Source organism: Pseudomonas sp. H3_E07 (assembly GCF_054668895.1).
The window spans coordinates 2,012,056-2,026,184 of record NZ_CP162795.1; the positions used below are offsets into that span (position 1 = coordinate 2,012,056).

The window sequence follows — 14,129 nt, forward strand, 5'->3', positions numbered from 1 at the left end:
ATGATCGAACCCAAGCGCGTCCTGCGCGCCCTCGCCGAACACTGGGCCTTACTTGAGCCACTGTGCGAACACTTCGACCAAGGCACCCTGAGCCTGGGTGAACTGCGCGCACAATTGGCCGCCCAACAACTGGACAGCACGCCCCAGGACATCACCAGCCTGCTGGACGTGTGGATTCGCCTGGATATCCTGGTGCCTGTCGCCAAGAGCCCGAACCGTTTCGAGCTCAACGCACAGATCCACGACTTCCTCGCCTATCTTCGCAAGGAGCACCGGCTTGGCCTGTGCCTGGAAATCGAAGCCTACCTGCGCCACCTTGAGCGCCTGGCGGGTTATATCCAGGACGCCTTCGACATCCGTGATGGCCACGACCTGGCCCGCCAACTGCGCCTGCTCGACATGCGCGTGCGGGACGTGCTGAAAAAACTCGCCAACGACGAACAGGCCCTCGCTGCCGTGGCCGACCGCGCCAAGACCAGCGACCGGCAGATCCCGTTGCGCCAGCGTTACGCGGAGGTGTTGGCCACCTGGGACGAGTACGTCGAACCGATGATCCAATTGGTGAACGCCGACGGCGCGTTCGAGCAAGGCGTGCGCAAGGTGGAGAATGTGCTGCTGCGCATGCTCACCGAGCAACAGCGCCTCGGCCACCTGGTGGATGACGACATGCTGCTGCGCACTCACGCGCGCATCCTCGAAATGCAGACCAGCGCCCAGCTGACCTTGCGTCACGCCCGCGAGCTGTTGCTGCCACTGCGTGAAGAAGCCCGCCGACACAATGCCGTGACCCGTGGCGCGGCGCTGGCGCTGTCGGCGATTCGCCGCAAAGGCCTGGACGCGGTGCCGCAAGCGGCGATGCCGATGTTCACCCGGCCGCAAAGCACGTTTCTCGGCAGTGCCAGCCAGGTCGAAGCCTATGTGTACGCCCTGGCGAATTTCGAGCCGAAACCGGCGCGTTTCCCCAAGGCGCACAAGTCCCACAAGGGCGACGCCCAGCGCGCACCGCGCACGGTCAAGGAGATGCTCGAGCGCTGCGAAGACGCACTGCCGATGCCGGATCTGATGACCTGGCTGCTGGAACAGGAACCGGACGGCGCCACCGACGAATTGCTGTACTGGTTCTCGCGCCTGTCCCGCGAAAAACGCTTCAAGCGCGAGCGCCTGGAACGCCGCGATTACCACACACACGAGCACCAGGTCAGCCTGCGCTCATTCGCCCTGCTCCCGGCTGGATCCGACGTCGCCGAGCACTCTGCGAGTACACCTCATGCATCTTGATCTATCCGAACTGTCCCAGCTGGCGCCGATCTTTCGCGAGCTGTTCAAGGGTTACCACGTCAGCCGCCGCGACCCGGAGCTGTACGCGCAACTGTCGAACTTCCAAGACCAGTACCGCACGCTGTTCAAGGCTTTGGGCTTTGAGCTGGTCTGCGATACCCGCGGCTTCTACTACTTCGTGCCGGACACCGCCGTGGCCGCCGCGCAGGTTAACAAGACCGCCCAGCGCCTGGCGTTGTTCACGTTCATCATCGTCGAGCACCTGGCCGATCAGGGCCGTGACCCGATTGCCGTGCTGGATGGTGGCAGCCTGGGCCGTGATGAACTGCCGTCGCTGCTGGAGAAGTACCGCGACCTGTTTATCCAGGCCGAAGTGCAGACCCAGGAAGAGCTCGAAGAGAAAATCATGCGCCGCATGACTCAACTCGGGTTCGCCAGCGAAGACAACGGCATCTATCGCTTCCTGCCGCCAATGCACCGTTTCCTCGATGTGTGCCTGTCGGTGCAGCAGGACCGCGATCTTGCGGCCAGCATCCATAGCGTGTTGCCGCTGCCGGCACCGGTGATCATCGACGAAGACAGCGATGAGAAATTGCTGAAAACCGATGACCCGCTGGACTTGAGTGACTTTGCGGACGAAAGCGAAGAAGACGCCCTGGCCCGCGCCATTGCCGAAGAACAGGAGACCGACGCATGAGTAAGGAACGCTACGGCATCCGCCGCTTCGCCCTATTGAACACCGCCGGTTACAGCCTGGGCCTGTTCCCACTGGAAGAACCGCTGTCGGTGTATGGCGCGAACAACCTGGGTAAATCCGCGTCGATCAACGCCTTGCAGTTCCCGATCCTGGCGCGCATGTCGGACATGAGTTTCGGCAAGTACACCCTGGAGCAATCGCGGCGTTTCTATTTCGCCACCGATACCAGCTACATCCTGGTGGAGGTCTCTCTACCCCACGGCCCGCACGTGATCGGCGTGGTCGGTCGCGGCCCGGGCGGTGGTTTCGGTCACCAGTTCTTCGCCTATGCCGGCAAGCTGGACTTGGCCCACTACCAGAAGAACGACACCTGCCTGCGCCAGAAGGAGCTGTTCACCAACCTTGAGCGCGAGGGTTTGAAAGCCTACGAACTCAAGCCCGATGAGCTACGTCGTTTGCTGGTGGGCGGCCATACGTCGATCCCGCTGGACTTGACCCTGATTCCGCTGCGCTCCACCAGCGAACAAAGCCTGAAGACCTTCCGCGCGCTGTTTATCAACCTGCTGCACATGCGGGAAATCACCGCGGCCAAGCTCAAGCAGCTGTTCCTCGATGCGTTTGAACACAGCCTGCGTTCCGGCAGCGTGGATTACATCGCTGCGTGCGAAGAAGCCTTCCGCGATGTAAGGCGCATGGAGCAGGACTACAACTCCTTGGTCGCCGCCGGTCCATTGGTCGAAGCGCTTTCCAACGGCGTGAAACAACGCGACATCCTGCGCGGCAAATTGCATCGCCTGTCACCCTTGCTGGATTCGTTGCTGGGCACCTGGTCGGACTACGCCAGTGCGCGCAAGGAAGAACTGACCATCCAGGCCGAGCATTACCGTAACGAGCAGGACGCGCTGCAGAATGACCAGCGCGGCGGCACCCAGGAATTGATGCGCCTGGAGCGTGAGATCAGCGGGATCCAGCGTTGGCTGGGTGAGCTGTCGGTGCTCAAACATCGCTTTGCGCTGGTGGATGACGTGAAGGTGCTAGAGCAACAGCTGCTGGCAGCCAAGGATGCTCACGATGAGCTGGCGGGCGCATTGGCGCAGTCGCGGCAGTTCAGCGCCGAGGATCTGGACGAGCGTCTGCGCGACCTGGAAAAGCGCCTGAAGTCGGTCAAACAGCAGCTCGACCATGCGGACAACAACAGCTACGCCAAGCTGCGGGAAGAATTCTCACAGCAGGATGTCGAGCGTCTGATGCGTCTGTTCAACAGTTCGTTGTTCAGCCTGCCGTTGGGCGAGCATGGCATCACGCTGGACGAGGATGGCCAGTGGGTCAAATCCCTGGAGCAGATCCTCGATGGCTTCAAAGGCGAACGCTTTGAAGTACCGGGGCTGTCCATCGACATCTCCCACATCGAACCGCCGGCGTTGCAGGCGCTTGCGGATCGCGCGGCATTGCGCGACCAGAAAGAGCGCCTGGAAAAAGAACTCAAGCAACTGAAAACCCAGCAGGCCGTCGCGTCTGACCGCGCTGCGAGCAAGACTCAGACCGAAGCGCTGTACCAACAGGTGCTGGATGCACAAAAGGCGCTGGAAGACTTCCGCCGTGCACAAACCCTGAGCGCGGAGGAAGGCGAGAAGCTGGAAAACCTGGCGCAGATGGAAGCAGCGCAGGATGAGCTGAAACGCTCCAGTGATGCCTTCACTGAACGCGTCCAGCAGCTGTCGGCCAAGCTGCAACTGGTGGGCCGTCAGATCGGCGATATGGAAGCCAAGCAACGCACGCTGGATGACGCATTGCGCCGTCGTCAACTGCTGCCGGCGGACTTGCCGTTCGGTACGCCGTTCATGGACCCGGTCGACGATTCCATGGACAACCTGCTGCCCCTGCTCAATGACTATCAGGACAGCTGGCAAGGTCTGCTGCGCGCCGATGGGCAGATCGAAGCACTGTATGCCCAGGTACGTCTCAAGGGCGTGGCCAAGTTCGACAGCGAGGACGATGTCGAGCGTCGCCTGCAGTTGCTGATCAACGCCTATGCACATCGTACCGATGAAGCCCTGACGTTGGGCAAGGCGCGCCGTGCGGCGGTCACCGACATTGCGCGGACCCTGCGCAATATTCGCAGCGACTACGACAGCCTTGAGCACCAATTGGCGCTGTTCAACCGTGAGATCAACAAACGCCAGGTCTCCAACCTGCAAAGCTTCCGCATCGTGCTCGCGCCGAACAAGGAAGCCCTAAAGCATATCGACCAGATCATCCACAGTGCCGGCCAGTATGAAGAAGGCGAGACACTGTCGGTGTTCGACCTGAGCCAGAGCGCCGAACAAGACAACAAGAACGAAGAAGCCAAGGAATACCTGGCTCGCCTGGTGGCGGCCAACCATAACCAGTTGGGCCTCAAGGACTTGTTCGAGCTGGCGTTCGAAATCACCAAGGTGCATGGCCAGCCAGTGATTCACACCGACATCGATGGCGCGGCGTCCAACGGCACCACCATGACCATCAAGGCGCTGACCAACATGTATCTGTTGCTGCACTTGATGGACCGCGACCAGGCTGGGCGCGTGCGCTTGCCGTACTACCTTGACGAGGCGGCGGACATCGACGAGAAGAACCAGGCGGCGTTGCTGGAAACCAGCTTGCAGCTGGGCTTCGTGCCGATTCTGGCCAGCGTGAAGCCACAAGTATCCGCCCAGGTGGCGATCGACCTGGAAGGCGGCAGTGGGCCGAACGGGATCTATATCGACGAGGCGGACTGGAAGTACATCCGTCGCCACGATGTGGTGAAGGCGACGATGAATGTGCAGGCGGATGAGCCGGAGTTGGATGAAGTCTGATTTGTTTCGCTGAAATGCAAAAGGCCGCGATCTTCGGGATCGCGGCCTTTTTTGTCGGCGTTTATTTGCCGAGTGGGATTTTAGGCGCCCAGGTCAGCCATTCATCTTCGAACTTGTCGAACAGCGCAAAGGTTTGCTGTGGGCGCGCGGGGTTGCCCATGCGCTCACCGTCTGGTGTGGCGAAGGCGATACCGCCGGCGACCAGGGTTTCCAGGGACTCGGTGCGTACCGTCGCGCCTTTGAACAGCCCAAAGTCGAGACCAAAGCCACTGGTGTTCCAGAAGCGGCTGCCGCTGCGCACCAGGGGAGCGTACTTGGGCTCGATCAGGATGTGGATCAGTACGCGGTCAGCGGTCTGGCCCAATTCGTAGCCGGTCACTTTGCCCACGGTGACTTCACGGTAAGTGACCGGTACGCCTTCCTTCAGTGAACCGCGGCGTGCGGCGCTGAGGGTGAGGCTCAAGCCAGCTTCCTGGTGCACGGCTTCTGGGGGTTGATCCAGCGCGACGAAACTCTTTTGTGGGCCGGCATTTTTCGCCGCTGGCAGCACTTCAATGTACTGCCCGGTGACCAGGGTTTCCAGGTTAGAGGTTTTCATCAGTCCCAGCTCAGGCTTGACCACCCAGAACTGACTGCCGGCGCGGGCAATGCGGTCTGCCACTTGGGTGATACGGGCGCTGAGCAGCACCGATTGCATGTCGGCACTCAGGTCGACACTCTCAATCTTACCGACGTCCAAACCTTTGAAACGTACGGGCGTGCCAGGACGCATGCCATCGGCGCGGTCGACCTTGATGGTCACCAAGGTGCCGTGTTGGTTGGCGGCTTCGCGGTCGGCAAACAAGCGGAAACGCGGGATGCGCTTTTTCAGAGGCACGTTCGGCTCCGGGGTTTCGAAGGCGATGCCGCCGGCCATCAGGCTGGCCAGGGATTCACTCTTGACCTGGATGCCGCCGGTGAGGCCACCGGTCAGGGTGACGCCGCTGGCATTCCAGAAACGCGTCGAGCCGTTGACCAGGTTTTCGTATTCCTTCTCGATATGGACGCCGATCACCAATTGCTTGTTCTTGCGCGAGAACTGGTAGCTCTGCACCGAGCCGACCTTGACCTGCTTGTAGAGGATCGGACTGCCGACATCCAGGGAGCCGAGGTTGTCGGTGAACAACACCATGTGCAGGCCTGGTGAGCGCAGGTCCAACGGTGGAGCCTTGGCGCGGGCAACGAATTCGCGCTGTGGGGCGGTGCCTTTGTCACCGGGGCGGATGGCGATGTAATTGCCTTTGACCAAGGCTTCAAGCCCGGTGATGCCGGCCAGGGAAATCGAGGGTTTGACCACCCAGAACTGGGTGTCTTGCACCAGGTAATCCTCGGCCAGTGGGTCGAGGGTCAGTTCTGCGTTGGCGCTGGACAGGTCCGGGTCGACCTTCAGGGTTTTCAGGCTACCGACCTGGATGCCTTTGTACATCACTGGCGTACGGCCAGCTTGCAGACCTTCGAAGTCGGTGAGCTTGACCTTGACCCGGATGCCGGCTGCGGCCGCGTCAAAATCCTCGTACAAACGGAAGGGTAGGCTCGGATCGGTGGGCGGGCTGTCCTTGCGATTTTCCGGCGTGGCGAAGGCGATGCCGCCGGCGACGATGCTGGAAAGGGATTCGCTGCGGACTTTTACACCGGAGAGATTGGCGTCGATGCTGATGCCGCTGGCGTTCCAGAACCGTGTGTGTTTGCGCACAAGGCTGGCGTAGGTTGGCTCGATGTAGACCTTGATCTCGACCGTGCTCTGGTCTTCGGAGAGCAAGTAGCTTTTGACCTGACCGACCTGGATCTGTTTGTAGAACACCGGACTGCCACGGTTGAGCGAACCAAGGCGGTCGGCCTTGACGGTCAAGTGCAGGCCCGGTTTGGCGTCGGACAACGGCGGCTCTTCGGAGAGCGCCTTGAATTTGCGCGTGGGTTCACCGTCGCCTGGGCTGGCGGCGATGTAGTTGCCTGACACCAGGGTTTCCAGGCCGGTGATACCGGCGAGGCTAACGCTCGGTTTGACCAGCCAGAAGCGCGTATTGGTTTTGAGGTATTGGTCGACGTCCTTGTTCATCTCGATGGTGGCGATCACCCCGCGATTGTTACCCTCGTCGTCCAAGGCCAGAGCCTTGACCTTGCCCACCGGCATACCTTTGTAGACCACTTCGGTCTTGTTGACCTGGATGCCTTCGCCGCTTTCAAAGCGCACCTGGATATCGATGCCTTGTTGGGAATAGGCACGCCACCCCAGCCAGCCACCGATGATCAGGGCAATCAGGGGCAGCACCCAAATAGCCGACCAGTTGGAAGCTGGGCGGGTTTTAGCTTTAGGCAAATCACTCATGGTCGTCGTCCGACTCCGTGTTATCCCAAATCAGTCGGGGATCGAAAGTTACTGCGGCAAGCATCGTCAAGATCACCACACTGGCGAACGCTGCCGCGCCGAGATTAGCCTCGACGCTGGCAAGTCGCCCAAAGTTTACAACCGCCACCAGGATGGCGATCACGAAGATATCCAGCATGGACCAGCGGCCAATGAATTCGATAAAACGGTACATCACAATGCGTTGTTGCGCGGACAGCGGTTGGTGACGCTGCACCGAGAACAGTAGCAGACCTATGCCGACCAGCTTAAATGTCGGCACCAGGATACTGGCGATAAACACCACGGCGGCGATAGGGAACATGCCGTGCTGAACGAGTTGGATCACACCGGCCATGATGGTACTGGGATCCCCCTGCCCCAAGGAATTGATCGTCATGATGGGGAGCAGGTTGGCGGGGATGTACAAAATTGCCGCAGTGATCAGCAACGCCCAGGTGCGAGTGAGGCTATTGGGGCGCCGCGCATGGATCAACGCACCGCAGCGCGTGCAGAGCTGCTCGTCGCTATCGGGGTCTTGCTTGTTCAACTCATGGCATTCGGTACAAATCAGAATGCCTGCATCAATCGCCCGCATGATCATCCTCTCCTGACAACGCTTGCCAGATCTGGTGGGGCGACATCACCACCTCAAGCAGCACCTGAACCATTAATAAGCTGACGAAACAGACAAGACCCAGGCCCACCGTGATGGCGGCCATGTCGGCGAGTTTAACGATCGCCACCAGTACGCCCATCAGATAGACCTCCAACATCCCCCAGTCTTTCATGTGATGGTAGATGCGGTAAAACAGCAGTCCATAACTGCGGCCGATGTTCCAGCGAATGCTGAGCAACACTGCCAACTGGCAAAGCAGCTTGAGCAATGGGATACCCATGCTGCATAGGAATACCACGGCGGCAACGCCTTGCATGCCGGTATCGAACAAGCCAACGACGCCGCTCCATACCGTGTCTTCAGAGGACTGCCCAAGTAGATTGAGCTGCATGATCGGCAGAAAGTTCGCGGGGATGTACAACAGCAACGCCGCCAGCACCAAGGCGAGGCTTCGCTCAACGACGTTGTGGCGGTGAGCGTATAGCTCGTAACCGCAACGCGGGCATTGGGCTTTTTCGCCAAGGGCGAGCACTGGTTTGCGCATCAGCAAGTCGCACTCATGGCATGCCACCAGGTCGTCCAGCGGTAAATCCGACACCTCAAGGGCATCAACCGGATCGGGCATAAGTAGGGCTCGGACTCTAAAAAAAGGTTAGGTGCCTATTCTAGTGGTCTGGTTCAGAAATAACTGTGCAAATTTGTCGGGGGATTCGAGGCGCTAATGTTTTCGACCGCCCAAAACAAAACCCCATCTGCTTTCGCAGATGGGGTTTCGGAATTTAATCTTGACGATGACCTACTCTCACATGGGGAAACCCCACACTACCATCGGCGATGCATCGTTTCACTGCTGAGTTCGGGATGGGATCAGGTGGTTCCAATGCTCTATGGTCGTCAAGAAATTCGGGTACTGAGTCGTGACCTGGTGGCCTCGCTTCAGCAAATTGGGTATGTGACAGATCGGTGTTTTGTGAGATATCAAACTTTCGGTTCGTATCATCTTCACACACCGCAATCTGATGCTCGTTAGAGTAATCAAATTGCTTGGGTGTTATATGGTCAAGCCTCACGGGCAATTAGTATTGGTTAGCTCAACGCCTCACAGCGCTTACACACCCAACCTATCAACGTCGTAGTCTTCGACGGCCCTTCAGGGAACTCAAGGTTCCAGTGAGATCTCATCTTGAGGCTAGTTTCCCGCTTAGATGCTTTCAGCGGTTATCTATTCCGAACATAGCTACCCGGCAATGCCACTGGCGTGACAACCGGAACACCAGAGGTTCGTCCACTCCGGTCCTCTCGTACTAGGAGCAGCCCCTCTCAAATCTCAAACGTCCACGGCAGATAGGGACCGAACTGTCTCACGACGTTCTAAACCCAGCTCGCGTACCACTTTAAATGGCGAACAGCCATACCCTTGGGACCGGCTTCAGCCCCAGGATGTGATGAGCCGACATCGAGGTGCCAAACACCGCCGTCGATATGAACTCTTGGGCGGTATCAGCCTGTTATCCCCGGAGTACCTTTTATCCGTTGAGCGATGGCCCTTCCATACAGAACCACCGGATCACTAAGACCTACTTTCGTACCTGCTCGACGTGTCTGTCTCGCAGTCAAGCGCGCTTTTGCCTTTATACTCTACGACCGATTTCCGACCGGTCTGAGCGCACCTTCGTACTCCTCCGTTACTCTTTAGGAGGAGACCGCCCCAGTCAAACTACCCACCATACACTGTCCTCGATCCGGATAACGGACCTGAGTTAGAACCTCAAAGTTGCCAGGGTGGTATTTCAAGGATGGCTCCACGCGAACTGGCGTCCACGCTTCAAAGCCTCCCACCTATCCTACACAAGCAAATTCAAAGTCCAGTGCAAAGCTATAGTAAAGGTTCACGGGGTCTTTCCGTCTAGCCGCGGATACACTGCATCTTCACAGCGATTTCAATTTCACTGAGTCTCGGGTGGAGACAGCGCCGCCATCGTTACGCCATTCGTGCAGGTCGGAACTTACCCGACAAGGAATTTCGCTACCTTAGGACCGTTATAGTTACGGCCGCCGTTTACCGGGGCTTCGATCAAGAGCTTCGCGTTAGCTAACCCCATCAATTAACCTTCCGGCACCGGGCAGGCGTCACACCCTATACGTCCACTTTCGTGTTTGCAGAGTGCTGTGTTTTTAATAAACAGTCGCAGCGGCCTGGTATCTTCGACCGGCATGAGCTTACGGAGCAAGTCCTTCACCCTCACCGGCGCACCTTCTCCCGAAGTTACGGTGCCATTTTGCCTAGTTCCTTCACCCGAGTTCTCTCAAGCGCCTTGGTATTCTCTACCCAACCACCTGTGTCGGTTTGGGGTACGGTTCCTGGTTACCTGAAGCTTAGAAGCTTTTCTTGGAAGCATGGCATCAACCACTTCGTTAACTAAAAGTTAACTCGTCATCAGCTCTCGGCCTTAAGATCCCGGATTTACCTAAGATCTCAGCCTACCACCTTAAACTTGGACAACCAACGCCAAGCTGGCCTAGCCTTCTCCGTCCCTCCATCGCAATAACCAGAAGTACAGGAATATTAACCTGTTTTCCATCGACTACGCTTTTCAGCCTCGCCTTAGGGACCGACTAACCCTGCGTCGATTAACGTTGCGCAGGAAACCTTGGTCTTTCGGCGTGGGTGTTTTTCACACCCATTGTCGTTACTCATGTCAGCATTCGCACTTCTGATACCTCCAGCAAGCTTCTCAACTCACCTTCACAGGCTTACAGAACGCTCCTCTACCGCATCACTTACGTGATACCCGTAGCTTCGGTGTATGGTTTGAGCCCCGTTACATCTTCCGCGCAGGCCGACTCGACTAGTGAGCTATTACGCTTTCTTTAAAGGGTGGCTGCTTCTAAGCCAACCTCCTAGCTGTCTAAGCCTTCCCACATCGTTTCCCACTTAACCATAACTTTGGGACCTTAGCTGACGGTCTGGGTTGTTTCCCTTTTCACGACGGACGTTAGCACCCGCCGTGTGTCTCCCATGCTCGGCACTTGTAGGTATTCGGAGTTTGCATCGGTTTGGTAAGTCGGGATGACCCCCTAGCCGAAACAGTGCTCTACCCCCTACAGTGATACATGAGGCGCTACCTAAATAGCTTTCGAGGAGAACCAGCTATCTCCGAGCTTGATTAGCCTTTCACTCCGATCCACAGGTCATCCGCTAACTTTTCAACGGTAGTCGGTTCGGTCCTCCAGTTAGTGTTACCCAACCTTCAACCTGCCCATGGATAGATCGCCCGGTTTCGGGTCTATTCCCAGCGACTAGACGCCCTATTAAGACTCGCTTTCGCTACGCCTCCCCTATTCGGTTAAGCTCGCCACTGAAAATAAGTCGCTGACCCATTATACAAAAGGTACGCAGTCACCTAACAAGTAGGCTCCCACTGCTTGTACGCATACGGTTTCAGGATCTATTTCACTCCCCTCTCCGGGGTTCTTTTCGCCTTTCCCTCACGGTACTAGTTCACTATCGGTCAGTCAGTAGTATTTAGCCTTGGAGGATGGTCCCCCCATATTCAGACAAAGTTTCTCGTGCTCCGTCCTACTCGATTTCATGACTAAGAGATTTTCGCGTACAGGGCTATCACCCACTATGGCCGCACTTTCCAGAGCGTTCCGCTAATCTCAAAGCCACTTAAGGGCTAGTCCCCGTTCGCTCGCCACTACTAAGGGAATCTCGGTTGATTTCTTTTCCTCAGGGTACTTAGATGTTTCAGTTCCCCTGGTTCGCCTCTTGCACCTATGTATTCAGTACAAGATAACCATCTTATGATGGCTGGGTTCCCCCATTCAGACATCTCCGGATCAAAGTCTGTTTGCCGACTCCCCGAAGCTTTTCGCAGGCTACCACGTCTTTCATCGCCTCTGACTGCCAAGGCATCCACCGTATGCGCTTCTTCACTTGACCATATAACCCCAAGCAATCTGGTTATACTGTGAAGACAACATTCGCCGAAAATTCGAATTTCTCAATTAAGAGAACTCACAAATTTTACCTTAGCCTGATCCGTTACCAGTGAAAGTAACGTTCAGTCTATCTTTCTATCACATACCCAAATTTTTAAAGAACGATCTAATCAAAGACTAGAAATCAACATTCATCATCAACCCGATGGAATGCTCATTTCTAAGCTTTCAAAACTTTCAGAAGCAGTAGTGGTGGAGCCAAACGGGATCGAACCGTTGACCTCCTGCGTGCAAGGCAGGCGCTCTCCCAGCTGAGCTATGGCCCCGTATTTCTACAGGCGTTTCCCACACAAAATTGGTGGGTCTGGGCAGATTCGAACTGCCGACCTCACCCTTATCAGGGGTGCGCTCTAACCAACTGAGCTACAGACCCAATTTCGGGCTGCTTCTTATCGTCTTCTTCAATGAATCAAGCAATTCGTGTGGGAACTTATGGAGCAGCTGATGTCGTCGATTAAGGAGGTGATCCAGCCGCAGGTTCCCCTACGGCTACCTTGTTACGACTTCACCCCAGTCATGAATCACACCGTGGTAACCGTCCTCCCGAAGGTTAGACTAGCTACTTCTGGTGCAACCCACTCCCATGGTGTGACGGGCGGTGTGTACAAGGCCCGGGAACGTATTCACCGCGACATTCTGATTCGCGATTACTAGCGATTCCGACTTCACGCAGTCGAGTTGCAGACTGCGATCCGGACTACGATCGGTTTTATGGGATTAGCTCCACCTCGCGGCTTGGCAACCCTCTGTACCGACCATTGTAGCACGTGTGTAGCCCAGGCCGTAAGGGCCATGATGACTTGACGTCATCCCCACCTTCCTCCGGTTTGTCACCGGCAGTCTCCTTAGAGTGCCCACCATTACGTGCTGGTAACTAAGGACAAGGGTTGCGCTCGTTACGGGACTTAACCCAACATCTCACGACACGAGCTGACGACAGCCATGCAGCACCTGTCTCAATGTTCCCGAAGGCACCAATCTATCTCTAGAAAGTTCATTGGATGTCAAGGCCTGGTAAGGTTCTTCGCGTTGCTTCGAATTAAACCACATGCTCCACCGCTTGTGCGGGCCCCCGTCAATTCATTTGAGTTTTAACCTTGCGGCCGTACTCCCCAGGCGGTCAACTTAATGCGTTAGCTGCGCCACTAAAAGCTCAAGGCTTCCAACGGCTAGTTGACATCGTTTACGGCGTGGACTACCAGGGTATCTAATCCTGTTTGCTCCCCACGCTTTCGCACCTCAGTGTCAGTATTAGTCCAGGTGGTCGCCTTCGCCACTGGTGTTCCTTCCTATATCTACGCATTTCACCGCTACACAGGAAATTCCACCACCCTCTACCATACTCTAGTCAGTCAGTTTTGAATGCAGTTCCCAGGTTGAGCCCGGGGATTTCACATCCAACTTAACAAACCACCTACGCGCGCTTTACGCCCAGTAATTCCGATTAACGCTTGCACCCTCTGTATTACCGCGGCTGCTGGCACAGAGTTAGCCGGTGCTTATTCTGTCGGTAACGTCAAAACAATCACGTATTAGGTAACTGCCCTTCCTCCCAACTTAAAGTGCTTTACAATCCGAAGACCTTCTTCACACACGCGGCATGGCTGGATCAGGCTTTCGCCCATTGTCCAATATTCCCCACTGCTGCCTCCCGTAGGAGTCTGGACCGTGTCTCAGTTCCAGTGTGACTGATCATCCTCTCAGACCAGTTACGGATCGTCGCCTTGGTGAGCCATTACCTCACCAACTAGCTAATCCGACCTAGGCTCATCTGATAGCGCAAGGCCCGAAGGTCCCCTGCTTTCTCCCGTAGGACGTATGCGGTATTAGCGTTCGTTTCCGAACGTTATCCCCCACTACCAGGCAGATTCCTAGGCATTACTCACCCGTCCGCCGCTCTCAAGAGAAGCAAGCTTCTCTCTACCGCTCGACTTGCATGTGTTAGGCCTGCCGCCAGCGTTCAATCTGAGCCATGATCAAACTCTTCAGTTCAAACATCTTTGGGTTTTTAAGAAACCCTAAACTTGGCTCAGCAATCGTTGGTTACATCTTTGATTTCTCGCGGAGTAACTTGTGATGCTGATAATCTTGTTGACTATCAGTCTGACTCCACAAGCACCCACACGAATTGCTTGATTCAGTTGTTAAAGAGCGGTTGGTCAAGATCTTTCGTCTCAACCGAGGCGCGCATTCTACAGCAGCCTCATTTGCTGTCAAGTGATTATTTTCAGAAGTTTTCGAAGAATTCTTCAACAACTTCAACCACTTGCGCCCTCGATCTCTCGTTAGCGGGAGGCGAATTCTACAGCG

General features: G+C 56.4%; 6 protein-coding genes, 2 tRNA genes and 3 rRNA genes. 3 read left to right on the forward strand and 8 right to left on the reverse strand.

Annotated elements, in window-relative coordinates:
- Genes mksB through mksF form a run of 3 tightly spaced genes read left to right on the forward strand, consistent with a single transcriptional unit; the run spans window position 1 to window position 4,812 of the window.
- Entirely contained in the window at window positions 1–1,278 is a 1,278-nt protein-coding gene (mksB, locus tag AB4O08_RS09255; RefSeq protein WP_010213398.1) for an Mks condensin complex protein MksB, read from the forward strand.
- The gene (mksE, locus tag AB4O08_RS09260; protein WP_010213399.1) at window positions 1,268–1,975 is read left to right on the forward strand and encodes an Mks condensin complex protein MksE; all 708 of its coding nucleotides are present in this window, start codon (window positions 1,268–1,270) and stop codon (window positions 1,973–1,975) included. The genes mksB and mksE overlap by 11 nt, the downstream gene beginning before the upstream one ends.
- Entirely contained in the window at window positions 1,972–4,812 is a 2,841-nt protein-coding gene (mksF, locus tag AB4O08_RS09265) for an Mks condensin complex protein MksF (protein ID WP_010213400.1), read from the forward strand. Before mksE ends, mksF begins: the two co-directional genes overlap by 4 nt.
- A 61-nt stretch (window positions 4,813–4,873) precedes the next feature.
- On the opposite strand, the gene AB4O08_RS09270 is transcribed toward mksF, so the two are convergent.
- The 8 genes from AB4O08_RS09270 to AB4O08_RS09305 all read right to left on the reverse strand — a co-directional run bounded on the left by AB4O08_RS09270 (window position 4,874) and on the right by AB4O08_RS09305 (window position 13,811).
- On the reverse strand, window positions 4,874–7,177 hold the full coding sequence (locus tag AB4O08_RS09270) for a PqiB family protein (protein WP_010213401.1): 2,304 nt from the start codon (window positions 7,175–7,177) through the stop codon (window positions 4,874–4,876).
- The gene (locus tag AB4O08_RS09275) at window positions 7,170–7,793 is read right to left on the reverse strand and encodes a paraquat-inducible protein A (RefSeq protein ID WP_010213402.1); all 624 of its coding nucleotides are present in this window, start codon (window positions 7,791–7,793) and stop codon (window positions 7,170–7,172) included. Before AB4O08_RS09275 ends, AB4O08_RS09270 begins: the two co-directional genes overlap by 8 nt.
- Window positions 7,780–8,439, reverse strand: a complete 660-nt coding sequence (locus tag AB4O08_RS09280; RefSeq protein ID WP_010213403.1) for a paraquat-inducible protein A — start codon at window positions 8,437–8,439, stop codon at window positions 7,780–7,782. The genes AB4O08_RS09275 and AB4O08_RS09280 overlap by 14 nt, the downstream gene beginning before the upstream one ends.
- Window positions 8,440–8,597: 158 nt before the next feature.
- Window positions 8,598–8,713 (reverse strand): 5S ribosomal RNA (gene rrf / locus AB4O08_RS09285).
- A 156-nt stretch (window positions 8,714–8,869) separates the two neighbouring features.
- Window positions 8,870–11,760: ribosomal RNA gene (locus tag AB4O08_RS09290) — 23S ribosomal RNA — on the reverse strand.
- Window positions 11,761–12,009: 249 nt separating this feature from the next.
- Window positions 12,010–12,085 (reverse strand) — tRNA-Ala (locus AB4O08_RS09295).
- A 30-nt stretch (window positions 12,086–12,115) separates the two neighbouring features.
- Window positions 12,116–12,192 (reverse strand) — tRNA-Ile (locus tag AB4O08_RS09300).
- An 82-nt stretch (window positions 12,193–12,274) separates the two neighbouring features.
- Window positions 12,275–13,811, reverse strand: a 16S ribosomal RNA gene (locus AB4O08_RS09305).
- The 16S, 23S and 5S rRNA genes sit together here with 2 tRNA genes alongside, the layout of an rRNA operon.
- Window positions 13,812–14,129: the final 318 nt, after the last annotated feature.

What these genes read in the sequence shown, in the direction of transcription:
- mksB (WP_010213398.1), top strand. Translation starts at nt 1, where the DNA reads ATGATCGAACCCAAGCGCGTCCTGCGCGCCCTCGCCGAACACTGGGCC.
- mksE (WP_010213399.1), top strand. Translation starts at nt 1,268, where the DNA reads ATGCATCTTGATCTATCCGAACTGTCCCAGCTGGCGCCGATCTTTCGC.
- mksF (WP_010213400.1), top strand. Translation starts at nt 1,972, where the DNA reads ATGAGTAAGGAACGCTACGGCATCCGCCGCTTCGCCCTATTGAACACC.
- AB4O08_RS09270 (WP_010213401.1), bottom strand. Translation starts at nt 7,177, where the DNA reads ATGAGTGATTTGCCTAAAGCTAAAACCCGCCCAGCTTCCAACTGGTCG.
- AB4O08_RS09275 (WP_010213402.1), bottom strand. Translation starts at nt 7,793, where the DNA reads ATGCGGGCGATTGATGCAGGCATTCTGATTTGTACCGAATGCCATGAG.
- AB4O08_RS09280 (WP_010213403.1), bottom strand. Translation starts at nt 8,439, where the DNA reads ATGCCCGATCCGGTTGATGCCCTTGAGGTGTCGGATTTACCGCTGGAC.